Genomic DNA, 26,611 nt, shown 5'->3' with positions numbered 1-26,611 from the left:
CGGACGGAGGCCCCGCCGCTCAGGTCCTGTAAATGCTTAACCATTTTATTATTCTGACTGGTGTTAAACATAGTTCAAAAACGAACGGTTAGTCGGAGGTGGAACCGGCAGCCAGGTCGCCGACGTTGTAACCCGTTATTGGTAGTTGAAAAGAGGCCAGGAATTACGGAAGAATATTTAAACATTACTGAAGCTTAAATGGATTGCGGGGTAAGAAGTGGGAATGTCTCAAGCAGTAAAGAAAATCGCTATGGTGGCTATACTGGTGAACCTGGCCGCGGGATGCGCGCCGCTACACCCTTCCGGTTGCCATAAGACCACGGCAACGGGTAATTGCGGTTCAGGACGCTGGGACGATCGGGATGAATGGGGCGCGCAGGCGCGGGCAATCAGGGCGGCAATAAACGCCGAAATTGAAGAGCCACAAAACTGGAAAGGGAAAAAATGCAGATTGCATATGGAATTTGCTCAGGATGGCACACCTTTAAGCATCTCAACCAGTAACGGCAATAGAGCCTATTGCGAAGCGATAAAATCAGCCGCCCATAAAGCCAAATTCCCGGCCTTCAGCAATCCAGAAGTTTATAGAGATTTTCAAAAATCCGGCTTCGACATGCGCGGCTAGCATCATGATTATGTGTTGAATGGCGCGCTTTGCTCAACTCCGCCATGCTGCTTCAGGCCATGTACTCTTTATGTCATGAGCGGATTTTTTGGTAGTTTCAGTAGGACTGTATTTCAGCATAATGCACCTGTCTGTAAGCATGGTTGTTTTTAATACAGCCACACACTATTGAATCTAGCTCCGGCAGGCGCTACCGACCCACAAAAGAAAGGATGCCCGAGATCGAGCTATGCGTACTCATCAACAGAATAAGTCCCGTAAGCTGTATCGCAGCGTCAACACCACTACACGACACCATTCTAATAATCCTGGTGCTGAGTATCGCTGGGAGCGCAATTGTAAAAAAGTCGGAAAAGAGCTACTTGCAAAGCGCGGGACAATGCATGGCAGACAGAAGCGTGGCCGAGATTACACACCATTGTTTCATTTTCTGATCAAACACATTGGCAAACCATGGGATGAAATATTCAGTGAAGTATGTGGGCGTCTTGATACTACCGAGCCTGTATTCTGGTTAGTTGCACGACATGAGCATCAGCGAAGAGATTTAGTCTGCATTGGCGAAAGTAGTTTTTATCCGGGTCTGTTTGTTGATGAGAATGGAATTCTGCAACAGGTAAATCCTTCAATTACGGGAAAGGACGTGAAAGTAACTTGCCGCTGCTGCACACACACCTATATTGGTGAACCTGTCCCCTGGATAGAGTAACTGACAACATTTCCTGGGTTGACATGCGTGCCGCTGACATCAGCTATGAGAGCGATTGCATACTTCCGCTCCTCGATCCAAACTGACCTACTATTTCTGCAATGTCAGTTTGTGCCAAGAGCGGAAGTTGGAGTGCCGGAGACTCTTTAATAGCGGAACGGTAGTTTTGCAAGGATGTTAATGCTGATATTAAGATGGTAATGGCGTACGCTCAATTTGCACCGGATCGTCTCAACGAAGCCACCACTTGCCCCTCTTAACAACAAGGATTGAAAAACGTTATGGAAAATAAATACAAACTTGACCTTCACGAAATTCTTTGTTTGAAAACGTTTGGTGAATCTTTCGAGGCTTATCGCGTCGATGATTATGACAAGATGATCATTGAGTGGGCAGAAAGAGAGCTACTCTACGGCAAAAGTTCTGAATCATTGTTAATTTTAGCCTCCCTCAATTTAGATAAACGCCCTGATTCAGATGAAATTGAGCGCTACCTTTGTGCATATATGTTTGAACAAAACATCGTTATGCCCAACATTAACGCTAGTGCAATGACGTGGCTAAGGATCAAAGCTTGGTTTCTGATGCATGCCGAGACTTCCAAAGAATTAGAGTTACGGCTGCATCAAATCCCAGCGTTTCACTCATCTCCGGGGTCTCGTATCCTCAGCAACATCTGCTGGCAGTTTTACCGCATATACGATGATCTCTATGATGATTGGGGGCCTGGCTACCCCTCTAGGGCCTCAGCGATGAGCGAAGCAGAAATTCTTGATTTTGTGAAATGCCGCGTGAAACCTTTCTATCGTGTTCTCTGTAGCTCTGATTGGGCCTGGGTTCTGGTCCGAGCAGTATAAGCAATCTCATGACTGCAAAGTGCCAAGCGCTGACGTTGTTATCCAGGTGCGTGTTATTCTTTCTGGAGCAGACCTTGGGAGGTTCGAATGCTATATAGCTGCATGAATAATACAAAATGGAATGAGATCCGCGTCGCAATGGTTAGCATGGAATCACCTCCCTTATGGAAAGTCACTCTTCTCAATGGCTATGAATCCGCACTTGATGGCGAGTGGTTTTACCATTTCAGTGGAGGTGGCTATTTGGAAATCCGGTATCTTGATATTTTTACCAACACGGTTGAACAGCATACCACGGTAGGTACTATTCTTCGTGCTATTCATCTCCCTGGAATGGAGACCTCAACCGGTTATAGGATTTGGGGATACGCAGATTCGGTTAGCGATGTAGATTATCTTTCACTAGACAATATCGTTTAATGACCAACAGGAATACTGTAATCTTTGCGTAGAATTGGCCTCTACTCCTCGCTGTATTATGCGTGGTTGAGACGTTACACTGAAAGTTATTTAATCAAATTCTAAACAATCAGAGATCTTCCCACAGTGGTAACAATTCTACAGGTAATTGTTCCTTATCAAACCCGTTAAACCAATACACTGAGCCTTGTGGCCCAACCATCGGCCCTTCTCCCCATCCTTGATGAAACAACGCGCGACCCCAGTCCGGCTTGAGACGACCACGCCGTTTAAGGCGCTCACCATTACACAAACTTGCTCGTATTGAGGGAAAGTTAATAAAGAAACTTAACGGCATTTCCTCTTTGTGCACACGTTGCAATTGCCTTGATATCCAGTCCTGGTTACGTTTGCGAAGTTTTTGTTTCATTGGCTACAGCTTTGATTCGACTTACTTATCAATCAATGTCCTCACTGTAATCCGACGCTATGCTTTGTACAAGTATGTCCGTTCCTCGCTCACAACAGACCTTCAGCCTAGCCATCTTGTCCGCTTCGTGCCAGGAGGGGACGTAACGAATAACTGTTTGTGTGGAGCAATGGGGAGCAGGCAAGCTGAACTTTTTATTCGGAAACAACACCTGCCATCTCATACAGAAGATTTCCAAACTCAATAGCGGAAGGAGTCTTTCCCCTCCTACTCCAAATGAGAGTGAAGTAAGCGGTCGGCAATTCTGGTAAACCGTATTGTCTGTCAATAACGGTCATCCCCGGCTCCAGGTCACTATGTGGTATGGCCGTAATAGCAAGTCCAGCCAGAACCGCAGCACGCAATCCCTGCTGGCTTGGTGATGTAAAGGCCATACGCCACTTAACGTCGGCTCCGTCCAGGGCTTTAACTCCAATCTGTCGATGAACACAAGGTTCCGGAGCAAATGCCAGAGGTAGTGGCGTGTCACACTTATATTCAAAAGATCGCGCTGCTGCCCAGACAAACTGTGTTTTTCGTAACACCATGCCATCATCGTGCTTACCTGACAAAGACATCACCACTGCCAGGTCCAGCCCGTTAGCATCGACTTCTGACTGCAAGTTCAAGTAAGTATCCACAGTGACATCAAGTCGAACATCCGGAAAAAGATGGGCGAATCTTGACAACAGAGGCGGAAGCCGATTTCCAATGAAGTTTTCGGGCACACCAAACCGCACCACGCCGGAGACTGAGGAACGCTGGAAACGGCGGACCAAAGCATCCTGAGCACGTAAAACCTGATCGGCGTAACGAACGAAGTCTTCTCCATCTTCTGTCAGAGTCAGACTACGTGTCGTTCGCATCAGCAAAGGCGTGCCCGCCTGCTCTTCAAGGCGACGGATTTGGTGACTGATGGCGGATTGGGTAAGGTTCATTCGCTGAGCCGCCCTCGTGAAACTCCCAGTGTCCTTGACTGCGATAAAAGCCCGTAAAAGATTGGTGTCAAAGTCCATATCTACGATTAATGATGAAATTTAATTAATGTAACGAAATTATATCATTTCCGTCATAGCGTCAATGACGCCAAAATAAGAGCTCAAATATTAATTGCACCTCATGATAATAATGTCCGGCTTGTTTTAAAGCCGGGAATTAATGTTCAGCTATCTCAAGCTACAGGGAACCACCATGACCATCTCCCCCTCAGCCAAAAATGCATTAACTCTTGCGGCTGTCTGTCTGGCTTCGTTGATGTTCGGTCTGGAAATATCAAGCATTCCAGTGATACTACCTACACTTGAAACAGTATTGCTTAGTGATTTCAAAGAATTGCAGTGGATTATGAATGCCTATACGCTCGCCTGCACCGCTATACTGATGGCTATTGGCACTTTGGCTGACCGTTACGGGCGCAAACGCCTTTTTGTTGTCAGCCTGATGTTATTCAGCGTGACGACGTTAGTTTGCGGACTGGCAACAAATACGTCAGTTCTCATTGCCGGTCGCTTTTTGCAGGGTATGGCGGGAGGAGCCATGTTAATTTGCCAGATCGCAGTGTTGTCCAATCAGTTTACTGAAAGTGGGGCACGTGGAAAGGCTTTTGGCTCATGGGGCATTGTTTTTGGCTTGGGGCTGGGTTTTGGTCCGATTATCGGCGCCGCAATTGTCGCCATTTCAAGTTGGGAATGGGTCTTTCTTGTTCATGTTCCGATAGCTATTATCGCGTTAGCACTTGTATTTATGGGTGTTGAGGAATCTCGTGACCCTCAGAAACGTAGTCTTGATGTCAAAGGTATCATATTCCTGTCACTGTCCGTATTTGGACTTGTCTGGTACATCACTCAGGCACCCACATTAGGCTTCATAAGTCCTGTTGCCATTACTCTCCTCGGTGCAACGCTACTCTGTTTGGTCATCTTTATCATGGCAGAACGTAGTAATAGTGCGCCTATGTTTGACTTCTCGGTGTTTCGTATCCGTCGCTTCTCTGGGGCATTGCTCGGTTCGGTTGGTATGAACTTCAGCTTCTGGCCCTTCATGATATATATCCCACTGTATTTTCAGAATGTTTTAGGTTATAGCAATGTCGCTGCAGGACTCTCACTATTGGCCTATACATTGCCAACATTGGTATTTCCACCAGTGGGCGAAAAGTTGTCCCTACGATACCGTGCAGAGGTTGTCATTCCGGCCGGGCTATTTACTATAGGAGCAGGTTTTCTTCTGATGAAATGGGGCAGTAGCCTGGAGTCTGCAAGTTGGTTAACAATGCTGCCGGGATGTCTGCTGGCGGGTATTGGGCTGGGTATTACCAATACGCCAGTGACGAATACCACAACAGGTTCAGTGGCGAATGAGTGCGCTGGAATGGCTTCTGGCATTGACATCAGCGCACGAATGATCAGCCTTGCCATCAATATTGCACTGATGGGGTTTATTCTTGTCGAAGGGATATCCGACTACCTTCGTTCCACATTATCAGGAGCAACGGATTTCACGCAATTGCGTCAGTTGGCTGAGGGGCTGTCTGCAGGAAATATTACGATGATGGAACAGATCACCCCAGTTATGAACATTTCCAGTACTACTGTCCAGGGAGCGCTATCTCAAGGTTTCGGATGGGTGATGATTTATGGTTCAGTTTCTGTATGGATATTGGCTATATGCAGTTTTCTTATTTTTAAAGAAAATGGCGTTAAAATACCTGGAAGTGGTGACTGGAAATGAAAAATGAAATAAAGAAAACAGTAATCGAGATCATTAAAATACTATCCTCAAATGAGGAGGATTCATGGGCAAAAACATTTGAAAAACTGGCGATCGAGCTCGATATTGATTTTGAATCATCCATTTATTCATTGAAAAAACTTTACGGCGGGATGGGATCATTTAACGATATTGTTCTTCATAAAAATGGGATGCCTCTAATTCGAGAAAATGACGCATTAGATGATTTGAGATACAAGCTCTACAAGCAACTTGACCATGCAATCGGCTTGTTAAAAGCAGGTGATTGACCATAACGTCGTTACCAGCAACGCCAGTGAGGTACTGGCGACGTTTCCGGTACGGAATACCACGCGGCTCGCCGAAACATGGCCAATCGGCGGACAACACTAAGGTCCGCTTTTCGCTCACTGCGGACCTTAAGCACAGTCAGATCGTCCGCATCGAGCCAGAGGTGGACTGTACCAGCCGTGTACTGAATTAAGATTACTCGTTGGGAACGCCCTATTACACGGCTGATTTAGTCACCGCCAAACATCCTAAATTTCATCCGTGGAGTAACTATTGTTCCTTTGAATCCTCATCTGCCTCCGGAGAATAATGCTGACAAACACATGCCAGCTTATTCCCATCAGGATCGCGCAGGTAGGCAACATAAAAATCGGGTCCGTACGCGGTTCGTGTACCCGGCGCGCCTTCATTCTTCCCGCCCGCAAGGAGGCCTGCCGCATGGAACCGTCTGACAAGGTCCGCGTTATCGGCACGGAATGCGAACATTGTCCCGTTTCCCGCCGTTGCAGGATGCCCGTCAAAAGGAGGGCAAATACAGAAGCTGAAACCCACCTCCGTATTATTTTCATCTCCCCACATTGCCCAACCTTCTGTCCAGGCAGGCACACGTGAATAGCCAAGCACTCTAAAAACAGCGTCATAAAACGCCACGGAGCGCTGAAGGTCATTTGTACCTATGGTGATATATGTCAGCATCTTATCACACCCTCTTTGCCGTTTATCTGAGCGGACATTATACCTGGAGGCTGCTCTGCCGATGAAATAAAACTGTACTCAATAAACTATAGATTTATGTCTTATTTTGGAATGGATGTGGATATTATCATCCCCTCCGTGTTTGTCATTACAGCACAATGGAGCTTTAGATAAATCCGACAACCACGTGTGCAGTGCTGTAACTATCAGCAAGGATAACCGCCCCGCCATCTCAACCGGAGCGGCTTATCTACACTGTTAGTGCGCGCTCAAAACGTTAAGCCACCACGGCCATCCATCAAAAACTGTACGTCACCTTCAAACTCCCCGTAGGGGACGTTTTACGATGCACAATCGGGCTATCGCCCGCATCCCCCGTCAGCTGCGTAACGCCCGCAGAGGCAAGCACGCTCCAGCGCGAGGTGAGCTTGTGGGTCCAGTCAAGGTTCATCGACCAGGCATAAATCCCGGCCCCGGCGTCATGTCGGGCAAATCCCGATGCGGCCGACTGGGCGGCGTTGACCCCGTAATACGTCTGCATATACTTGTCGGATCCCCAACTGCCGGTCAGCGCCAGCGTCACCGCATTTGTTGGTGAGGTGTAGAACGGGCTGGAAATGCCGAAATGTACCGCTTCACCGTTGTCCCTTTCAGAAACCGGTACCTCAGCCTGCAGCTGCAGATGAAGCCAGTCGGTCACCTTGTACTCCAGCCCAGGCACAACGATAGCCGAGCCTTTTATCTCGCCCATCCCCCGCAGCTCGTCGCTGCCGGAGCTGATCGAATCGCTGCTCACGTCTTTATCTTTACGACCAACTCGATAGCTCAGCGCTGCGCTGTAATCCAGGTTACCAATGTTGTTGCCGTAACCGATCCCCCGTGTGGTACCGATAAAAAAACCGTTGGCCATGGCGTAATCCACCACCTGAGCTGCGCTGACGCGAGTTTTATCTGAACCCGAGTAGCGTGGCGCGATATCCACGCCGCCCCCCAGGGTTAAGACGTTTTCGTGACTCTGTTCTGCCGCCAGTACGGGCGTGGCCAGTAACGCCAGCACGACGCCCGGCGCGATGTTTTTCAGGCTGCGGCCTGAAAGTAAATGGGGGAACGTATGACGCAGTTCGATGTTTCTCATTACAGAAGCCCTTTTGGATTCAAATGATGACGATGCATGCGGTTAACCGCCAGAACGCCCATTTTTAAATACTGACCCTAAGGTTCTGATGAGCCGAAAATGAAGAAACACTGAAGCGCGAGCAGATGCTGTAACCCGGACAGATTTCCTGATACCGTTTTTTTCTTAAGATGTTCTTCATTCACGGTTGATACAGTTACCAGTGTGAAAATTCTACTAATCGAAGACGACCTCGATCTCGGCAATGGCGTACGTATCGCCCTCTCAGATCAAGGATTTGACGTCATATGGGTACGCCGTAAAGAAGATGCGCTGCATCAGCTGGACGTCTGCGTGCCGGAACTTATTTTGCTCGACCTGGGACTGCCCGACGGCGATGGCATGAGCCTGATGACGCGTTTGCGTCAGCAGCTCAAGGGGATCCCGGTCATCATCCTGACGGCGCGAGGCACGTTGCAGGATCGGCTGAGCGGGCTGGATGCCGGTGCAGACGACTATCTCGTCAAACCTTTTATTCTCGCCGAGCTGCTGGCGCGAGTCAGAGCCCTGGCGCGGCGCAGCTACGGTTTCGAGAATGAGGCGATAGAAATTCGAGGCTTATCTCTTCATGTCCCGACGCGTCGCGTGACGGTAAGTGCGCGCCATATCGATCTGACGGCCAGTGAATACGCGCTACTGGAAACGCTGATGCTGCGCGCTGACCGCGTGATTACGCGACGGTTTCTGGAAGAACGGATATTCGGCAACAAAGAGAACCTCAGTAATGCGCTCGACGTGCATATGGGGAATTTGCGGCGAAAGATCGGCGACGGCTATGTGCGAACGGTGCGGGGCGTCGGGTACGTCATTGATACCGTATCCATTCAGAAGGTGACCGGCTGATGCAAAACGTCTGGTATCACCTGAGACGCCCGACGCTGGTACGTCGAATTATCATCGCCCAGATGCTACTGCTGACCCTGCTGTGGTGTCTTTTTTTAACCTTCATTCTCTGGGAGGACCTGCGCAGCCCTCCCATCCTCACGGGCAGTAAAACGTACGACACCGTTTTTACCCTAGCCGAGCGTATGGACGGACGCCCGCAGGACCGTACCGCCGTGCTGGAAGACTTCAGCCAGGCCCTGCGTGAAGGTTACGGCGGAGGGGAAGACCCCGTGCTGTCGATTAACCTCATCGTTCGCAAAAATAATACCGTTATTTTTGCCTCAGACGGTGCTCCCGCGGGGATAACAAACACCCGGTTCGGCGAACTGGAGCACGTTCAGAGTGGAGATCGTACCTGGACCAGCCGCACCCTCAAATCCCCTCACTCCGATGTGGAGGTTACCCTTTTCACCCCAGCCAGCGGCTGGAACTTCTTTATCTATCTGAACTCACGTGGCTACTACATCCTGCCGCTGCTGGTTTGCTTCCCTTTTCTGCTGTTTCCCGCATGGCTGTCAATACGCATTGCGATGCGCCCCTGGAGTAAGGTGGTCAATGAAATTACGTTACGCACGCCTGACGATCTCTCCCCCTTAAAAGCCGTTCCCAGGCACAGGGAGCTTCGTCAGATGGTGGACGCGATCAATGACTTCCTTGCCAGAGTCCGTGAAAGCGCGGAAAGGGAACGGGTTTTCATTGCGGATGCCGCGCACGAGCTGCGTACCCCCCTCGCGGCGATGCGCATCAACGTGGAAGCGTTGCAGTCCTGGGTCATCAGCGAGAACCAGCAGGAGCTGCTTGCGGGAGTGGTTCGCAGCAACAGCCGCGCCGCGCGTCTCGTCAACCAACTGCTGCTGATGATGCACAGTGAAGCGCGTATTGATACGGCTATGGAGCCCGTGCCGCTGACAACGCTTATTCAGGAACGAATGGCCGAGCTGGAGCCGCTAGCGTCGGCGCGCGACATTGAGCTGGAATTCTTCGCCGAGGATGAAATCCGGATCTCAGGCGTCAGGGAACGCCTGGTGTCGCTCATTGATAATCTTATTGAGAACGCCGTGAAGTACAGCCCCGAGGGCGGGCGGATTCAGGTCGATGTCCGTGTAGTAGATAGCTTCGCGCGGCTTCGCGTTTCAGATGCAGGACCCGGCATTCCGACCGAGCTGCGGGAGCGCGTGTTCGACCGCTTCTTCCGCGATCCCAATCAGGTGCAAAGCGGCAGCGGGCTAGGGCTTGCCATCGTCAAAGCGGTGGCGCAGCAACACAGCAGCAGCGTAAACCTGAGCACTTCCGCTGAAGGAGGCCTCATGGTGACGGTTGACTTCCCGAACCGCACGTTTAGCTAAAGCAGAACCGGGGGTTTGATCGCAAATGCCGCAGATTGCTTCAAAATAATTACCGTATTTGTTATATTGTTGTTTATTGCTTATTCACCTCTGCGGTGCCAAAAAGAACAAGATTCACCGCAACCCAGGACAGAGAAATGTTAGATTACCGCTTCCCGACAGCTTTGCAGATGGTTCTCAGCGTAGCGATGGCGGAGCAATTGGGTGAACGTTCGACGAGTGCGATTCTGGCCTACGGTCTGGAAGCGAACCCGAGCTTCATCCGCAAATTGATGGTTCCGCTGACGCGTGACGGCATTATCGTCTCAACGCTTGGCCGTAACGGCTCAATTCACCTTGGTCGCCCGCCGGAAGAGATCTCCCTGCGCGACATCTACCTTTCGGTCATCGAAGATAAAAAACTGTGGGCGTCGCGCCCTGACGTACCGGCCCGCTGTGTTGTCAGCGCGAACGCCTGCTGGTATTTCAAATCGATTTCCGAAGAAGCTGAGCAGGCGTCGTTAGCGGTACTGGCCCGCCATACCGTGGCAAGCGCCCTGGAAGCGGTCAAAAACGCCGACAGCAGCGGATGGGATCCGCTCCCCGACCTCATTGCCCAGTATCAAAAAACGTCGTAACGCGTTATTTGTTGCGAAAAAAAACCGCCTTCACTATGAAGGCGGTTTTTTATTGTCTGCAATATCCCTAGGCAGGCAGAACTTCCCTTTCCTCTTTACCACGCGTCACTAACTTACGCAGCGTCACGTAAAACACCGGCGTCAGGAACAGACCAAACAGCGTCACGCCCAGCATCCCGGAGAAGACCGTGATCCCGGTGACGCCGCGCACTTCTGCACCCGCGCCGTGACCGAGGATCAGCGGAATGGTCCCGGCAATAAAGGCGATGGAGGTCATCACAATCGGGCGTAAACGCAGGCGGCACGCCTCCAGCGCGGCCTCCATGATGCCTTTGCCCTGAATTTCCAGCTCGCGGGCAAATTCCACGATAAGAATGGCGTTTTTACAGGCCAGCCCCATCAGCACCACCAGCCCTACCTGCACGAAGACGTTGTTATCGCCCCCGGTCAGCCAGACGCCAAACAGCGCGGAAAGCATCGTCATCGGCACGATGAGGATCACCGCCAGCGGCAGCGTCCAGCTTTCATACAGCGCCGCCAGGACAAGGAACGCCAGCAGCACCGCGACCGGGAAGACGATCAGCGCCGTACTCCCCTGGGTGGCCTGCTGGAAGCTCAGGTCCGTCCATTCAATGTTCATCCCGTTCGGCAGGATCTGCTTAGACATCGCGTCCAATTGCGTCATCGCCTGCGCAGATGAAAGCACGCGCGGGTCGGCATCGCCAATCAGGTCCGCCGCCGGGTAACCGTTGTAGCGGATCACCGGATCCGGCCCGTAGGTGGTCGTGATGTTCACCATGCTGCCAATCGGCACCATTTCGCCCTGGCTGTTGCGGGTGCGCAGATTCGCAATATCTTCCACGCTGTCGCGGAACTGCCCGTCGGCCTGCGCCATCACGCGCCAGGTGCGCCCGAACTGGTTGAAGTCATTGACGTACGACGAGCCCAGATAGGTTTGCAGCGTCCCGAAGAGATCGGTCAGCGACACGCCCTGCGCTTTCGCCTTATCGCGGTCAACCTGCACGTCCAGCTGCGGCACGTTAGCCTGGTAGGTTGAGATCGGGAAGTGCATTCCCGGCGTCTGCATAATCGCACCGGACATGGTGTTCACCGCGTTTTGCAGCGCGCCATAGCCCAGACCACCGCGGTCCTGAATGTACAGGGAATAGCCCGACCCCTGACCCAGCCCTAAAATCGGCGGCGGCAGAATGGAGAAGCCAAAGCCCTGCTGGATTTGGGCGATTTTCGCGTTGATCTCCGCGTTAATTTCCGCCGCGGAATGTTTACGCTGGTCGAACGGCTTCAGGCCGAAGAACACCGTCCCGGTATTCGGCGTGTTGGTGAACTGCAGCGCATTCAGCCCCGGAAACGCGACCGCATAGTCCACGCCTTCGGTATTCATCCCGATTTCGCTCATTTTGCGGATCACCGCATCGGTGCGCGCCAGCGAAGAGCCTTCCGGCATTTTCACGCCGCCAATCAGGTACAGTTTGTCCTGCGTCGGAATAAACCCGCCGGGCACCGCTTTAAACATGACGCCTGCGGCACAGAGCAGCAGCAGATACACCACAAATACCGCGCCGCGTCGTCCGAGCGTTTTGCCCACCAGCCCCTGATAGCCGTTAGAGCTGCGGAGGAAGAAGCGGTTAAACGGACGGAAAATCCAGCCGAACAGACGATCGATAAGCCGGGTCGGGAAATCTTTCGGCGCGCCGTGCGGTTTTAACAGCAGTGCCGCCAGTGCCGGAGAGAGCGTCAGCGAGTTAATGGCGGAGATGACCGTGGAAATCGCGATCGTCACCGCAAACTGCTTGTAGAACTGCCCGGTAACGCCCGAGAGGAACGCCATCGGCACAAACACTGCGCACAGCACCAGCGCGATGGCGATGATCGGCCCGGACACTTCGCGCATCGCCTGATGCGCCGCCGCAAGTGGAGCAAGCCCCTCTTCAATGTTTCGCTCGACGTTTTCCACTACCACGATGGCGTCGTCCACCACGATACCGATGGCCAGCACCAGCCCGAACAGGCTGAGGGTATTCAGCGAGAAGCCCAGCAGGTAGAGAATGCTGAAGGTACCCACCACCGACACCGGCACCGCGATCAGCGGAATGATCGACGCGCGCCAGGTTTGCAGGAACAGAATGACCACCAGCACCACCAGCACCACCGCTTCCAGCAGCGTTTGCACCACCGCACGGATCGAATCGCGCACAAAGACCGTCGGATCGTAAGGTGCCGCCCACTTCATGTCCGCCGGGAAGCGCGTTGACAGCTCGTCCATTTTCGCGCGCACCGCGTTAGACAGATCGATGGCGTTCGCCCCCGGCGACTGGAAGATACCAATCCCGACCGCGTCTTTATTGTTCAGCTGGGAACGCAGCGCATAGCTGCCGGAGCCCATTTCGATACGCGCCACGTCGCGCAGGCGGACGACCGTGCCGTCCTGCGTTGTTTTCAGGACAATATTGCCGAACTCTTCTTCGGTATGCAGACGGCCCTGGGCGTTAATGGAGATCAGGAAATCGCTCTCTTTCGGCAGCGGCTCGGCGCCAAGCTGTCCGGCGGAGACCTGCACGTTCTGCTCCTGCATCGCCGTGACCACGTCCGAAGCGGTCAGCCCGCGGGCCGCCACCTTGTTGGGATCCAGCCAGACGCGCATCGCGTATTCACCCGAGCCGAAAATCTGGATCTGGCCGACGCCGGGCAGACGCGCCAGTTCGTCCTTCACCTTCAGCGTGGCGTAGTTACGCATATACAGGGAGTCGTACTTACCGTTAGGCGAAAACAGATGCACCACCAGCGTCAGCGTCGGGGACTGTTTCTGGGTGGTGATGCCCAGACGCCGCACGTCTTCCGGCAGACGCGCTTCGGCCTGCGCGACGCGGTTTTGTACCTGAACCTGCGCCTGATCCGGATCGGTGCCCGGACGGAAGGTGACGGTAGTGACCAGCACGCCATCGGAACCCGCGACGGACTTCATGTACATCATGTTCTCAACGCCGTTGATCGCCTCTTCCAGCGGCGTCGCCACGGTCTCGGCAATCACTTTCGGGTTGGCGCCCGGGTACTCCGCGCGCACCTGAACGCTTGGCGGCACGACGTCAGGATATTCGCTCACCGGCAGCAGCGGGATGGCGATTAACCCTGTGATAAAGATCAGAATCGACAGGACCGCGGCAAAAATCGGCCTGTCGATGAAAAAGCGGGAAAAGTCCATGGGTGGATTCTCAGGTCAAGGGATCAGTTGAGGGCGCTGGTGGCGGTCATGGCAACGGTTTTGGCATTAACCGGCATACCCGGCATAAACACTTTTTGTAAACCCTCGACGATGACTTTATCGCCTGGGTTCAGCCCCTGCCGCACAATGCGTAAACCGTCTGCCAGACGTCCCGGCGTAATGTCGCGACGCTGCGCTTTCCCCTCTTTATCCACGATATAGACGTATTTACGATCCTGATCGGTCAGCACCGCCTTGTCGTCGACAAGCGTGGCTTTGAATTCCGCGCTGCCCGGCAGGCGTACGCGGGCAAACAGTCCCGGCGTAAACTGACGCTGTGAGTTATCCAGCAGCGCGCGCATGCGGATGGTCCCGGTGCTCGGCGTGAGCTGGTTATCCAGGAAATCCACTTTGCCCTGATGGGGATAGCCCTCCTCGCCCGTCAGGCCAATCTCAACCGGCAGCGCCGTGTGATTGCTGGACGCCCCCTGCCCGCTGCGGGCCAGGTTTTGATAGTGAAGGTAGGTTGACTCGTCCACGTCAAAGTAGACGTACACCGTCTTCTGCGAGACCAGCGTGGTGAGGACGCTGGCGGTGTCGCCCGCAGTCACCAGGTTCCCGCTGGTGATCAGCGCCCGGCTGGCGCGACCATCGATAGGCGCGGTCACTTTGGTGAAGTCCAGGTTGAGCTGGGCTGCATCAACCGCCGCCTGCGCGGCGCGAATGTCGGCCTGCGCCTGAACGGCAGCCGAACGTCGCTGCTCCCACTCTTCCCGTGAGACCAGATGGGTATTGATCAGCTTATCGGTACGGTTAGCCTCACTTTGCGCCAGGCTGGCCTGCGTTTTGGCTCTCGCCAGGTTCGCCTGCGCCTGCTCCAGCGCAGCGCGATAGGTACGATCATCAATGGTGAACAGCACCTCGCCCTTCTTCACTTCCTGACCGTCGGTGTAATTCACCTTATCAATGTAGCCGGACACGCGCGGGCGCAGCTGAACGCTCTCCACCGCTTCAATCCGGCCGTTAAAGCTATCCCACTGGCTAATCGATTTCACCACCACGTCAGCGGCACTCACGGCAGGCGCAGGTGGCGCGGCATTTTGCGCGACGCTGTTATCGCATCCGACGAGCAGCACGGAGAGCAACATTGCCCCCAGCGCGCTCAGATGAGAATTACCCCAGGTTTTTTGCAGGCTCATTATTTTTATTCCGATAATTGTCGCCACCGGGCAAGACGCAGCAGGAGGCACCGCGCCACTTCCTTTGTCCGGGGGCTGTCTTAAGGCCATTTGTGTCGTTCATCGCCACAAAACTGTAACAGTTGCGAATACACTATTCGCGGCGATTGTAGGAAGGCGCTTAACTAAGTGCAAGAATAATTGTTGCACTTTATGTGCTATTTGAGTGAATGTGAAAAGACCCGTTTCGGTCAGGGATTTAAATGCAACAATAAAACTTGCAATTACTGCAAAAACGCGCCACCTTTAAATGCAACAGACAAAGATACTTTTTAATCCGCTGCGTGGGGGTAACCAGATGAACACTGGCGCATTTATGCATGATTTACTCGACTGGATCGACAACAACCTGGACAGCCGACTGGACATTGAGACCGTCGCCAGGCGTTCCGGCTACTCGAAATGGCACCTTCAGCGCCTGTTCAAAGAGCATACGGGCTACCCTCTCGCCGGGTATATTCGCGCGCAAAAGCTGCAAAAATCGGTTGAGCGGTTATCCCACAGCGATGAACCGATTCTGAACGTGGCGATCGCGCTGGGCTTTGACTCCCAGCAGTCCTTCAACCGCAGCTTTAAGCGTCAGTATGGTCAGGCGCCTGGGGCATGGCGACGGAGTATGAGTGGCCCGGAAACGCAGCAGCTACGCTAGCAATGAAATTGTCACGGATGACATCCTCCCTGCTTGCGTCCCAGGCAATACCCACCTCCCAGCTGATTGACTCCCCCGTTAGCGGAATAATCGCCAGCTCCGGCGGCGCGATATGCGTCACGCTGGTGGGCAAAATGGCCACGCCGATACCCGCAACCACCATCGCGACGATAGTTTGGATATCGTCAGTCAGCTGAGTCGAAGAGATGAAAAGACCGTTGTCATGCAGGAAGCGGTCAATCTGCGCGTTTAAACCCCGCCCTCGCTCATCATACAGCCGCAACAGAGGGCGTTTCGTGAGCCACTTTGCAGCAGACATTGCTGGCGACGCGGCGGGCGTAACCAGAACCAGCCGATCGGTAAATAACGGCAGGTATTCAAGCGCCACGGGGGGAGGAACCCTGACAAAACCGACCTGTAGCTCATCATTTTGCAATCGCTCGTACTGCTGGAAGGAAGGCAGATCCGTCAATGACATCTCTACTTCCGGATAGTCTCGACGAAAGTCAGCGATACAGCGTGGCGCCAGATAAAAGCTTGAGAGTCCGAACCCGACGGCGATATGCCCCTCCACGCCTTTTGATACCCGCTCAGCATGCTGCATAAATTGCCGGGTCTGCCTGACCACTTTTTCAGCCTCTGGCAGCAAACGCCTGCCGCTGGCCGTCAGTATTGCGCCGTGACGACCTCGTGAAAAAAGCGACATCTTCACCAGGGATTCGAGGAGATTAATCTGTTTGGTCAATGCCGGCTGCGAGATAAACAGCGCCCGCGCCGCATCGGCATAATTTCCCTTTTCAGCCAGTATCAAAAAGGCCTTTAGCAACCGGGTGTTCATTTTTACATTCCAGATGGTTATCGAATTAGGAAATGATTTGATTATACAGTTATCGGCAATCGTTATGTAATTCAGTCTCGATGACAACCGGAGACGCAACATGAACGAACTGACATCCTTAAAGGCGGCAACCGTACAGTTTCAGCATCAGGCCAGTAACAAAAAATACAATCTCCTGATAATGGAGAAATTTATTGAACAGGCGGCGCTTGAGCAGGTGAACATTCTCACTTTCCCTGAAATGTGCATCACCGGTTACTGGCATGTCCCTAAGCTCAGTGCTGCGGAGGTGTCTGCGCTGGCAGAGCCGGTTGCCGACAGCCCTTCCCTGACGCTAATACGCTCCCTGGCGATAAAACATCAAATGCTGATTGGCGCCGGGCTTATTGAACGCGCCGACGATGGCCGCTTCTACAATGCGTATGTTGCCTGTATGCCGGATGGCTCAATGCATACGCATCGTAAACTCCATGCATTTGAACATCCGGCCATCAGCAGCGGGGACAGCTTTACCGTCTTTGATACGCCGTGGGGCGTGAAGGTCGGTATCCTGATTTGCTGGGACAATAATCTGGTCGAAAACGTGCGCGCGACGGCGCTGCTGGGTGCCGATATTCTTCTCGCACCGCATCAAACTGGCGGTACCGACTCCCGCAGCCCTCACGGGATGAAGCCTATTCCGCTGGCGCTTTGGGAAGAGCGGGAAGCGCGCAAGGAAGAAATTACCGCGGCATTCAAAGGGCCAGGCGGTCGGGAATGGCTAATGCGCTGGCTGCCTGCTCGCGCGCATGACAACGGGTTATTTCTTCTCTTCAGCAACGGTGTCGGTGCCGATGATGACGAAGTGCGCACAGGCAATGCGATGATCCTCGACCCCTATGGCAGGATCGTGAATGAGACCTGGGCGGCTGAAGATGCGATGGTGAGCGCTGAGCTGGATTTAAGCCTGCTTGCTATGAGCACCGGACGCCGCTGGATCCATGGTCGCCGCCCTGATTTATACCAGATACTGACGCAGCCGCAGGGCTATGAACGTGACGCGATCAGCGCACGCTTTTCGAATGAGCCCCCGGCCCGCTAAAATGTGAGCAATTTTTAGCTGCAACATTAATCCGGAACTGTTATACTGTATATAATTACAGTATGAGGTGCGCATAATGGCTGTTGAAACAAAATTTGTTGTCGTTAGAAAAGGTGAAGAGAAAATGACATTTGCCAGTAAGAAAGAGGCTGACGCTCACGACAAGCTGCTCGATATGGCAGACGCGTTCACCGACTGGCTGTTGCAAAGCGGAATGCAGATGGATGAAACGCAGGCTGAAAATCTTGGCCTGTATCTCGCCGAGCAGAAAGAGACCGTGCAGCATATTCTGCGCACCAGCAAGCTTCCCGAGCTCAACGCTCCAGCTGCTGCGGATAAAACAGAATCCGATGCGGCTGACACGAAAAAAATCAGGGCTGTGAAAGCGGCCTGATTGTCAGAACATCATCACCGATCCGGAAGCCGTAAGCAGACATATGCTTGCGGCTTTTTTTAGCCCGAACATGAAAAGCGTAAAGGAGATGACGTGCGCCAAGGAATGAAGGAAAAAATCATCAGGATCTGTGATTCAAAAATCGCCTCTAAGGGAAGCGATGTTGGGCTTTCGTTTTATGCTTTTTTTGCTAATAAAAACGACGATCCTGAACTGCTTATGGAAGTGGCACACTGGTGGATTATGGAGATGAAACTGGACCATTTTGAAAAGGCTGAAAAGATCAGGAACCTTGTTTCAGCCCTCTAACACGCTAAAGCGGGATGGCCGGTAGCATTGCGGGATTTCATCGCTCTGACCGTCGCATAATTCTTCACCGACCAGTCTGCAATCGTCGCTGCGCCCGTAGCCTGCTTCTTATCGCGCGTTGTGCAGCATCCGTGTTTCTTTGACGTTGGCGCTAACAGGGTAATTTTTGTTCCTAGTGCAGTCAGTTTTGTGCCAGTAGCGGACTGTCCAGCAATATATTTCTTGAGGAATGTAACATGTATAGAGACGAATCTAAGTTCATTAACAGATTAACAAAAACAGGCAGAGACCTGCCGGTCTCGGCCTGAAAGGCTAAACCGCTAATCTTCGTCCTCAAGAACGGGTTCGATAAAGACGGAGATTTTCCCGTCCTCACGCTCCTGAAAACCTCTGATGATGCGTACTGCTTGCAGATGTTCAAGAATTGATATCACGCGTTCCCTGTTTGCAACAGCAATTGTTGCTTGGGTTCGATTGATGAATACATTCCTCAATTCATCTTCGCCCAGTTGATGACATAGCCCGGCCAGTTGATGTTTATTCAGGCCTGACACAATAAATCGCGTAAACAGCATGACCTTGAATTCTTCATTACTGGTACTGTTAAACACCTGTAGCAGGACATCATGAGGGTAATTAAGATCAGCGATATCAGACTCAATGAAATAATCAATGAATAGCGATACCAGGTCCGCTCTCTCTTGCACGGTAAAATGTACGTAGGTTATGACTTTTGTGAGCATGACGTTAAAGAAGCGCGTGTCTTTTTCTTTTCTTAGATAGAACTCGGGCTGCGTCAAAAACTCACTTTTATACTGGCTGAACCAATAGACGAAGGCATTACTGATATTTACATCTTGAATCGCATATTGAGCCGCAATTTTTTCATACACATCCGCCTCGAGAGGCAACTTCTGCATGGCTACCAGGGTGCAGAAATGATGCGCGCTAAGCTGGTCATCAATTTCCCGCATGTTAATCTCAATCGGTGCAACTAGGTTCTGATAAACCTGTTCTTCAAGGTCATTGTTGCAAATAATTTTCATATACAGCAGGTCATAGCGGTCGCCATCATAAACTTCCGGGGATGATTGCCCCAATACAGGCGCATGTTTTGTCACATAAGCCGTCAGTATCTCCATGTCGCAATCTTCACAGATATAGTCTATCAGTGCCCCCCATCCCGGTGCGACGCGGTCATATCGGTAAAACAGGTCGTGATATGAAATCGTTAGCTGGTCTTCAATAAATTCTGCTTTAGCCGATATCCCGGACAGGTCGGTAAACGAGAAGGTCATGTTTCTGACAATATCGCCTTTGGAATCGTCGCTTAGGGAGGTGCGGGTCAGAATGTAGCGGATACAGTCGGCATCCTCAGCTGAGTAGATGAACACATCCCTGACGAATATGTCGATGTTTTGACTAAAGTAACCAGAAACCTCATTGAGTTTATGCTCATAGGCGAGCGTCCAGGGTTTCATTACCGCCTCTTCAGGCGTTATGTTGTCAATAAGACTCGAAATGGCAATGCCAACATTGTGTGGGGTTAATTGATAAAGACTGTTTTGCGCAATAAACTGCAGACAAAACTGCTCCGTTGGCGTTATTGGTTCGAACAGCTCGTCATAGCATGCATCCGCCTGTTGAACATGACGCATGAACGCTTCCTGATTCTCCTCGGTGAGCTGAGAGATGATGCGGCAGCCCAGCGAATGAATAAGCTGGCGGTATTGCGGTTTATCCAGCGCATGTTCAGGCGATACGCAGGCTATCACGCTGATAGCAATATCGTTGGTGAATTTTTCACTAGGCTGTCCTGCGAGAACGGCAACCATTCTGTCAAGATAATCATTTTTTTGCAGTGAAGTAACAATTAACTTATCGAAGGTCTCGGGTTTGCCAAATCGACTATAAAGTTCAGTAAAAGCAGTAAGAATGTGTTCATCAGACTTGCTGAATAGCGAAGCGAACATGCCCACCAGATGTTCATCTTCGTTATCAATCAGATGAGCCACCAGCTGATGATGAAGTGCGCCATCGGCATAAATACGGTTATGTTCAACCAGTTCACTGATGACTCTGTTCTCGTCATCGATAAAATATTCACCGTTTGAGGTTGCGCAGCCCAGATCCTGACCGACGGCTTTAAGAAAGTCGTTATCATTTACGGTCATCGATCCTTCATGGAAAATAGAGCGGTAGGCCATGAAGTCTTGCATCACCAGACCATCGGACAGCAGCAGATACAACGCGTCTAAGCCGCCATTGCGCATATCGGTACACAATGCATGAAGTTGCTGTTCAGAGACGAAGTCATGATCCTCCATCGCCTCAAGATAACCTTGCGCAATCTCTGCAAATTTTTCACGCCCGATGATTAGTGTAAGTTCTCGCAGCGAAAGGGCATTTTTTAATTTTATTGACTCTTTAAGTTCCTTTATTTTTACTTGCAGTTCACTAAAAGCCGAGTTTTTATCCTTACCCATTTTACTTTTCCGTTTCAGGTATTCTTCTTTTAATTGTTCTCTTAATGCTCTATCAAAAAGTGAGAGTGATTTTATTTGATAATTATAGAAGTAACCTATATACAAATTTTCCTTTCGCGATAAAAATTCTAAAAAACTATTCTCATCATCAATTAAAACCAAGGTAGGTAGGTGATTGAAGTCATTGTGTCCATTTCCCGTGCCAAAATAAACGCTATCCCAGAGTATTTTTGGAATATATCGGCACACTATATCCTCTCTGATTCCCCTGTGGTCATACATCGGCTCGTGGTTAAGATGTTCTATTTCGGCCTGTAAAAGTTCTAGTTTTGTTTCCAGAGAGTCGAAATGATTACGATGAAGTTTGCGAGTTCGATAGTCGCGAATAAATGAATATAAAACCCCTGTTTTTTTATCGGTAAGGAAATAGTCTAAAGCGTAGATGTTTTTATAAAACACTAGCGATAACAGTTTGATCTTATCCTTTCCGTTATCAACGATATTGCTGAATACATGGTACTCATTGACTAAATTCTGCAGACTGCGCATATCATTTATATATGACGAAATGTCTTTCAGATAACTATCGTTATGCGTATCGAACGACATTTTTCTCTTTAATAACGTAAAGGCATTTCTGCTGTCCATAAATGGAATGACGGGAAGAATGAAATCAAAGAATTTAGTTCTAGCATCAGCACCTAGAAATAAGTCGTCTCTTACCGCATAAACAAACCTGACCGGATTGCCATCAACAATGTTGTTATTAACTATTTTGTTAATTTCACGTAGCTTAACGAAAATCTCAGGCGTTCCTAGCCTGTCAAGATCTTCAAAGATAACCACCTTATATTCCAGCTTGGTGAAAAAATACACGATCTCGTCAAGGCAGTTATTCAGTAAGGATGGTATCTCTTGGTCGCTTGCCTCTACATCTCCGCTTAAAAAGGCGATCTTGCTCAGCTTAAGTTTCTTATCAAAAATACCGATTCTAGATGCGCTAGCAGTTATAAAGTACAGCGCGGTAAAAGCCAGCAAAACTAATACAATGCCTTTTATGATGTAGTGTGCATTAAATCCCTCGTTCCAGGATGGCGGAAGGCTTAGAAACTCTGCAATTGTTTTGAAATAGATAATAAATGCGGCTACCGCGATAGGTGCAATGACTTTAAGCAAGGCCCGATAAGCTCCTCTGACATAGTGAGGGCCCCTGTCGATTATTCTGTCTATCCTTGAGTCAGGAAGTTTCTCCCTATCCTCTTTATAAAGAATTTGCTGCAAGATACTGAGTTCAACCTCTTGGTGGGTTGGGCTGACGGTTTCTTCATTTTCCGTCATATCGAATCCCGCAAGAGATACATTAATGTATTTATCATCGCAGTGATATTTCATAAATGATGAAATAACCGTACTTTTCCCTGCGCCATAGCTACCTGTAATAGCTATGTTTCTTACGTCTTTCTGAGATAATGCGTATTTCAGGGCAATGAAATACTCTCGCATACTGGCATCATTGATGGTTTTCGGGGCTAAGGTGTCATAGCGATCACTTAATTCTTCTTCCATAAGACTCAACCCCTGCTCTACGCTCTGTAGTTGACCTTTTGCCTGGAGCTTGACCAGCCACGCTTCCATCTTCCCGCATAGGTCTATTGCCCAACTCAACACACTCATTCAGCGACTCCATTTTGCCAACATCCTATTACGATAAGTGGAAATTCCAACTATGTTTCGTAACGTTCAGAATAATCTTGATGCTTCTATCGTAATGTTTCAACACGATGAAAACATGTTCTTTTTTGAATTACTCTTGCGAATTTCGCATTCGGCATGTATGCGAAGGCACCTCTGGGGATCATGACATAGCCTTAACCACATACTTTCTAGCAAACATAGCAGGAACAGCAACAAGTTACCCTTTACATCTTCAAGTTCAGATAAAGAACACACCGCTATAATACGCCTGACTCGGCACCGTCATTGTGAACTGGTGCCAAGTAAAACAGCATGGTAACGCGCTCCTAAGTCGAAACGCTTGTACACGCTGTTGGCAATATGCATTAGCTTATCCACAATTTTCCACTGCCGGTTCAGCATTAATGCTTAGCTACGGTCCGACTGAAATTGTAAGTATCTTAGAAAACGAGCTATTCGTTTTATGAGAAGATCAGCAAGCATTACTTCCGCTTCTCGCTCTTAGCAGACCTAACATTACCTCCCCCACCTGCTCCTCCCCAACGCAACCAGCCATAAAACCTGGTAGCTATACAAACACGCCAGCCTGTTATGTTAATGTGCGTTCCCCCCTTAACGAGGAAACGCGCATGACCCCACATCCGCTACGCCAGATAATCGAATCCTGTGACCACGCCATCACCACCAAAAACTATGACGCGCTGATGGAGTACTACGCCGACGATGCGGCTCTGGTGGTCAAGCCAGGCATGACGATTAAAGGCAAAGAGAACATCCGCAGCGCGTTTATTGCTATCTCCGATTATTTTCAGGATCAGCTGATCGTCGAACAAGGGGAGATGCAGGTGATCGAAGGTGGCGGTAATGCCCTCGTTATCATGGAAACCGTTCTGCGTTTTCCTGATGGTCAGGGTGGAATAACAGAAATGTCGCGCCGCGCGACCTATGTTTTTCGACAGGAAGGCGACGGTCGCTGGCTTTGTACCATCGACAACTCTTACGGTACGTCGCTGCTGGATACCGGGAACCGATCGCGTTAATCACACTTTCAAAGGGGCGCTGCCGCCCCTCCACTCCAGCGCCCTTAATGTGTAGTGATGCGCGGCTCTCTCACAAACTCAGCCAGCAGCCACACCATATCGTGCAGCAGGCCTGTTAGTTCCTTCGCTATGTGAGCGGGCAGCATTCCCCCCATCACCGCCTGTGTCAGCGCCAGAACGTAGTCCACCTGAGTCAGGGTGTCCTGCCAGCAGTCCGGCACGCAGGAGTTGATTTTCTCACCCATGATCAACTGTTCAATCAGGTATGGAGGAAGATCGGCATCGCAGAGCTCACGCAGCTTGCGCAGGGTCTGAAGGATACGCTCGCACAGCGCAGTGCGGCTCGCGACATCATCGATTTCGACCAGCACGCTCACCAGCGCGGCGCAATTGTCGGCGACGACAAACAGATCGGCATCAGCCGGAAGCGGCCGGGAGATAAGTTGCAGAATGACGTTTTCGTCAGATGGAAGATAAGTCAGGGTTGGGATAGTAGCCATGGTAAGGCATCCTCCGTGTATAAATTTGGGTGAACCACCCGATGAGTTCCTACGCTCGAGGGGGTAGCGCTGACAGAGGTAGGAATACCGCCCACAGAGAAAACGGCCAGCCTTACGGCTGCTCCGTCAGCGCCACCGCAATTTTAACGAGATCGGCGCTGTCGCGACATATAAATATCGCTCTGCAGATGCGGGTTCCTACGCCCGATTGCGGATGTGCCGCAACGCAGGCACTTTACGACCGCGACCCGTTGAGGAAAAGACATAACGCTGAATTTCATAAGGTTACTTTGCGGTTTGCGAGGCACCTTCCAGAAACGTTCACCGGGGTCAGACAGAGCACGCCCCACCAAATTTTGCCCCAACCTCTCTGGCACATCTGGTGTATTGTTTTTAAACAATAACATCCATTAAAGGACACCAGCGTAATGATCAGCATCCTCGGCAAAACCACCTCCATCAACGTGCGTAAAGTACTCTGGACCTGCGAAGAAACAGGCCTCGCGTATCAACAGGAAGATTACGGCAGCGGTTTTGCCTCGACGGAAACGGATGCCTTCCGCGCCCTGAACCCCAACGCCATGGTGCCGGTGCTGATCGATGACGATTTCGTGCTGTGGGAGTCCAATTCCATCTGCCGTTATCTGGCGCGCAAGGCCGAACGTCACGATCTGCTGCCCGCAGAACCGCAGGCCTGCGCCAACGTTGAGCGCTGGATGGACTGGCAGGCCACTGAATTTAACAACGCCTGGCGCTATGTCTTCCCGGCGCTGGGGCGTAAAAACCCGGACTTTAACGACCCTGAGCGCATTGCGGCGGGAATCAAAGAGTGGAACCACTGCATCACCATTCTGGAAAACCAGTTACAGCGCACCGGGGCCTTTGCGGCGGGCGAGACGTTTACCCTCGCTGACGTGGTGCTTGGGCTGTCGGTGAATCGCTGGAAAATGACGCCGTTTGATAAGCCAGACGTGCCCGCCATTGAGGCCTGGTTCGAGCGCCTTAACCAGCGTCCGGCATTTTTGCGTCACGGCAATAACGGCATGGTGTAAAACTTAATGCCTGAATGAATACCGCAACGAGGCTGTTTTTTTAATTACGAAACCCTGATTGTCGTCAGAGGGAATAATAATTAAGCCATATCCTGGACAGCCCGTTGCACCGCTTTGCTAGCCTGAATAGTCAGGCAAAGCTCAACCCGGAGGTATTCTTGCTGATTAAACTCAAGAAAGAACGAACGCATCAGGAGGATCGCCGGCTTGCTCTCTGGCTGGCGACCTCAGCAGGTTTGCTGAACGCCATCGCCCTCGGGGCATTTGGCTTTTTCCCCTCACACATGACCGGCAACACCTCACAATTATCCAGCGAAGTTTCTTCTACCGATCTGAGCGATATTATTTTCTTCGGCTCGATAATTCTCTCTTTTGTGGCTGGCGCCATTATTGCGCGCACGATCGTCATATGGGGTATTATCCATAACGTCAGGCTGGTTTTTTGCCAGATCCTTTTTGTCGAGGGGATATTACTGACCGGCGTTTCCTTCTACGAAATGTATTTCCATGCGCTCACCAGCAATCGCGAGATTATTCTTTTTCTCTGCTTTCTGATGGGCATTCATAATTCCACCTCCACGCAGCTTTCCGGCGGACGGGTAAGATCGACGCACATTACCGGTACGTTAACGGACGCGGGGATTTCCCTGGCCTCCGTCATGGTGGCGATGCTTCGCCGGGATTACTCCAAAGATACGGCGGCGCAAAAAAGTCAGCTGAAAACCCACTTAACCACCCTGTTTTCGTTTATTACGGGCGGTATCGCGGGGCTGCTGCTTTTCCGATGGATTGGCTTTAACGCCATGCTAGCGCTTGGGCTGATGCTCGCCGTAGTCGCTATCGTTTCAATTATCACCGTCTCGACGCGGGTTAGACGGGTTCGCGCTACCGTCTGAGCGTTGCAGCTGCCCCAGCAGGCGCTGCATGTTGTCGTCGCAGGAGATCCCCTCCGGCCGGTTGGTGATACTCGCGACCAGCGTCAGCAATTCCCTGCGGTTTTCCTCAAGCTGCTTTTGCATCGCTTCTATTTCGGCAATACGCGTCTTCAGGGACTGGATCAGTCCCTCATGATCCCAGTGCTGTTGCGGCTGCGGCAGGAAGCGGCGTATTTGCTCCAGTGAGAACCCGGTACGCTGCGCGTTGTCGATGATGTTCAGCAGCGCTGCCGCCTCTTGAGAATACGTTCGGTAGCCGTTCCCCTGCCTGACGGGTCTCGGCAGTAAACCTTCCGCCTCATAGAACCGAATGCGCGACGGGGAAATACCCGTCATTTTCGACAGCTCGCCAATTCTCATTTGATCTGCTCTTACG

The 26,611-nt window shown here is 51.2% G+C and carries 26 protein-coding genes; 16 read left to right on the top strand and 10 right to left on the bottom strand.

Features of this window, described 5'->3' with window-relative positions:
• Positions 1-223 precede the first annotated feature (223 nt).
• The 4 genes from AC0TOY_RS14680 (at position 224) to AC0TOY_RS14665 (ending at position 2,611) form a co-directional block, all read left to right on the top strand.
• A complete protein-coding gene (locus AC0TOY_RS14680) occupies positions 224-625 on the top strand; it encodes a cell envelope integrity TolA C-terminal domain-containing protein (protein WP_152680650.1) in 402 nt (133 codons plus the stop codon).
• Between the two features lie 229 nt (positions 626-854).
• Positions 855-1,334 carry a hypothetical protein gene (locus AC0TOY_RS14675; protein WP_248272120.1) on the top strand — a complete coding sequence of 160 codons (480 nt, stop codon included), beginning with the start codon at positions 855-857 and terminating at the stop codon, positions 1,332-1,334.
• A 281-nt stretch (positions 1,335-1,615) separates the two neighbouring features.
• Positions 1,616-2,191, top strand: a complete 576-nt coding sequence (locus tag AC0TOY_RS14670; protein ID WP_370883736.1) for a hypothetical protein — start codon at positions 1,616-1,618, stop codon at positions 2,189-2,191.
• An 87-nt stretch (positions 2,192-2,278) separates the two neighbouring features.
• On the top strand, positions 2,279-2,611 hold the full coding sequence (locus AC0TOY_RS14665) for a DUF6678 family protein (RefSeq protein ID WP_157189070.1): 333 nt from the start codon (positions 2,279-2,281) through the stop codon (positions 2,609-2,611).
• 109 nt (positions 2,612-2,720) lie between these two features.
• Here the strand turns inward: AC0TOY_RS14665 and AC0TOY_RS14660 are convergent, their stop codons facing one another.
• Positions 2,721-3,020: a hypothetical protein gene (locus AC0TOY_RS14660; RefSeq protein ID WP_370883737.1), complete on the bottom strand. Its 300-nt coding sequence runs from the start codon at positions 3,018-3,020 to the stop codon at positions 2,721-2,723.
• Positions 3,021-3,214: 194 nt separating this feature from the next.
• Positions 3,215-4,075 carry a LysR family transcriptional regulator gene (locus tag AC0TOY_RS14655; RefSeq protein ID WP_473722009.1) on the bottom strand — a complete coding sequence of 287 codons (861 nt, stop codon included), beginning with the start codon at positions 4,073-4,075 and terminating at the stop codon, positions 3,215-3,217.
• A 175-nt stretch (positions 4,076-4,250) separates the two neighbouring features.
• Between AC0TOY_RS14655 and AC0TOY_RS14650 the strand changes: the two genes are divergently transcribed.
• Together AC0TOY_RS14650 and AC0TOY_RS14645 are read left to right on the top strand one after the other, a co-directional pair.
• Positions 4,251-5,789, top strand: coding sequence for an MFS transporter (locus AC0TOY_RS14650; protein WP_473722008.1), 1,539 nt, complete (start codon positions 4,251-4,253; stop codon positions 5,787-5,789).
• Entirely contained in the window at positions 5,786-6,079 is a 294-nt protein-coding gene (locus tag AC0TOY_RS14645) for a DUF6966 domain-containing protein (RefSeq protein ID WP_048989553.1), read from the top strand. The genes AC0TOY_RS14650 and AC0TOY_RS14645 overlap by 4 nt, the downstream gene beginning before the upstream one ends.
• Before the next feature lie 271 nt (positions 6,080-6,350).
• Here AC0TOY_RS14645 and AC0TOY_RS14640 read toward each other — a convergent pair whose 3' ends face one another.
• Both AC0TOY_RS14640 and AC0TOY_RS14635 read right to left on the bottom strand, forming a co-directional pair.
• Positions 6,351-6,776, bottom strand: a complete 426-nt coding sequence (locus AC0TOY_RS14640) for a VOC family protein (RefSeq protein WP_473722007.1) — start codon at positions 6,774-6,776, stop codon at positions 6,351-6,353.
• 298 nt (positions 6,777-7,074) lie between these two features.
• On the bottom strand, positions 7,075-7,911 hold the full coding sequence (locus tag AC0TOY_RS14635; protein WP_473722006.1) for a MipA/OmpV family protein: 837 nt from the start codon (positions 7,909-7,911) through the stop codon (positions 7,075-7,077).
• A 204-nt stretch (positions 7,912-8,115) separates the two neighbouring features.
• Here AC0TOY_RS14635 and AC0TOY_RS14630 point away from each other — a divergent pair, with 204 nt between their 5' ends.
• From AC0TOY_RS14630 to oqxR, 3 genes are all read left to right on the top strand, one after another.
• The gene (locus AC0TOY_RS14630; protein WP_061715351.1) at positions 8,116-8,793 is read left to right on the top strand and encodes a response regulator; all 678 of its coding nucleotides are present in this window, start codon (positions 8,116-8,118) and stop codon (positions 8,791-8,793) included.
• Positions 8,793-10,181 (top strand): sensor histidine kinase, encoded by a 1,389-nt coding sequence (locus AC0TOY_RS14625; RefSeq protein ID WP_473722005.1) that lies wholly within the window; start codon positions 8,793-8,795, stop codon positions 10,179-10,181. The genes AC0TOY_RS14630 and AC0TOY_RS14625 overlap by 1 nt, the downstream gene beginning before the upstream one ends.
• A gap of 137 nt (positions 10,182-10,318) precedes the next feature.
• Positions 10,319-10,798: an efflux pump transcriptional repressor OqxR gene (gene oqxR / locus AC0TOY_RS14620; RefSeq protein WP_024909112.1), complete on the top strand. Its 480-nt coding sequence runs from the start codon at positions 10,319-10,321 to the stop codon at positions 10,796-10,798.
• Between the two features lie 67 nt (positions 10,799-10,865).
• Here oqxR and oqxB read toward each other — a convergent pair whose 3' ends face one another.
• Together oqxB and oqxA are read right to left on the bottom strand one after the other, a co-directional pair.
• A complete protein-coding gene (oqxB, locus tag AC0TOY_RS14615) occupies positions 10,866-14,018 on the bottom strand; it encodes a multidrug efflux RND transporter permease subunit OqxB (RefSeq protein ID WP_473722004.1) in 3,153 nt (1,050 codons plus the stop codon).
• Positions 14,019-14,041: 23 nt separating this feature from the next.
• A complete protein-coding gene (gene oqxA, locus AC0TOY_RS14610) occupies positions 14,042-15,217 on the bottom strand; it encodes a multidrug efflux RND transporter periplasmic adaptor subunit OqxA (RefSeq protein WP_473722003.1) in 1,176 nt (391 codons plus the stop codon).
• Positions 15,218-15,554: 337 nt separating this feature from the next.
• Between oqxA and AC0TOY_RS14605 the strand changes: the two genes are divergently transcribed.
• On the top strand, positions 15,555-15,905 hold the full coding sequence (locus AC0TOY_RS14605) for a helix-turn-helix domain-containing protein (protein ID WP_473722002.1): 351 nt from the start codon (positions 15,555-15,557) through the stop codon (positions 15,903-15,905).
• Here the strand turns inward: AC0TOY_RS14605 and AC0TOY_RS14600 are convergent.
• Positions 15,829-16,743: a LysR family transcriptional regulator gene (locus AC0TOY_RS14600; RefSeq protein WP_473722001.1), complete on the bottom strand. Its 915-nt coding sequence runs from the start codon at positions 16,741-16,743 to the stop codon at positions 15,829-15,831. The two genes, AC0TOY_RS14605 and AC0TOY_RS14600, sit on opposite strands and share 77 nt — an antisense overlap.
• Before the next feature lie 100 nt (positions 16,744-16,843).
• Between AC0TOY_RS14600 and AC0TOY_RS14595 the strand changes: the two genes are divergently transcribed.
• From AC0TOY_RS14595 to AC0TOY_RS14585, 3 genes are all read left to right on the top strand, one after another.
• The gene (locus AC0TOY_RS14595) at positions 16,844-17,824 is read left to right on the top strand and encodes a nitrilase family protein (RefSeq protein WP_208763817.1); all 981 of its coding nucleotides are present in this window, start codon (positions 16,844-16,846) and stop codon (positions 17,822-17,824) included.
• A 76-nt stretch (positions 17,825-17,900) separates the two neighbouring features.
• Positions 17,901-18,218, top strand: coding sequence for a YebG family protein (locus AC0TOY_RS14590; protein ID WP_061715357.1), 318 nt, complete (start codon positions 17,901-17,903; stop codon positions 18,216-18,218).
• Between the two features lie 93 nt (positions 18,219-18,311).
• Entirely contained in the window at positions 18,312-18,527 is a 216-nt protein-coding gene (locus AC0TOY_RS14585) for a DUF6500 family protein (RefSeq protein ID WP_023292566.1), read from the top strand.
• Between the two features lie 320 nt (positions 18,528-18,847).
• On the opposite strand, the gene AC0TOY_RS14580 is transcribed toward AC0TOY_RS14585, so the two are convergent.
• Positions 18,848-22,687, bottom strand: coding sequence for a YobI family P-loop NTPase (locus AC0TOY_RS14580; RefSeq protein WP_248164275.1), 3,840 nt, complete (start codon positions 22,685-22,687; stop codon positions 18,848-18,850).
• 650 nt (positions 22,688-23,337) lie between these two features.
• Between AC0TOY_RS14580 and AC0TOY_RS14575 the strand changes: the two genes are divergently transcribed.
• Positions 23,338-23,748 (top strand): YybH family protein, encoded by a 411-nt coding sequence (locus AC0TOY_RS14575; RefSeq protein WP_473722000.1) that lies wholly within the window; start codon positions 23,338-23,340, stop codon positions 23,746-23,748.
• Between the two features lie 44 nt (positions 23,749-23,792).
• Here the strand turns inward: AC0TOY_RS14575 and AC0TOY_RS14570 are convergent, their stop codons facing one another.
• Positions 23,793-24,248, bottom strand: coding sequence for a hypothetical protein (locus AC0TOY_RS14570; RefSeq protein WP_473721999.1), 456 nt, complete (start codon positions 24,246-24,248; stop codon positions 23,793-23,795).
• 428 nt (positions 24,249-24,676) lie between these two features.
• Here AC0TOY_RS14570 and AC0TOY_RS14565 point away from each other — a divergent pair, with 428 nt between their 5' ends.
• Complete coding sequence (locus AC0TOY_RS14565; RefSeq protein WP_473721998.1) at positions 24,677-25,300, top strand: glutathione S-transferase family protein; 624 nt, start codon at positions 24,677-24,679, stop codon at positions 25,298-25,300.
• 158 nt (positions 25,301-25,458) lie between these two features.
• Complete coding sequence (locus AC0TOY_RS14560; RefSeq protein ID WP_148769452.1) at positions 25,459-26,196, top strand: YoaK family protein; 738 nt, start codon at positions 25,459-25,461, stop codon at positions 26,194-26,196.
• Here AC0TOY_RS14560 and AC0TOY_RS14555 read toward each other — a convergent pair.
• On the bottom strand, positions 26,146-26,595 hold the full coding sequence (locus tag AC0TOY_RS14555) for a MerR family transcriptional regulator (RefSeq protein WP_473721997.1): 450 nt from the start codon (positions 26,593-26,595) through the stop codon (positions 26,146-26,148). The genes AC0TOY_RS14560 and AC0TOY_RS14555 overlap by 51 nt on opposite strands.
• Positions 26,596-26,611: the final 16 nt, after the last annotated feature.

The sequence above is a fragment of the Enterobacter sp. PL_is379 genome, from assembly GCF_055817355.1.
Note: the sequence above shows the minus strand (reverse complement) of the source record. Positions and strands in the feature narration are given on the sequence as shown.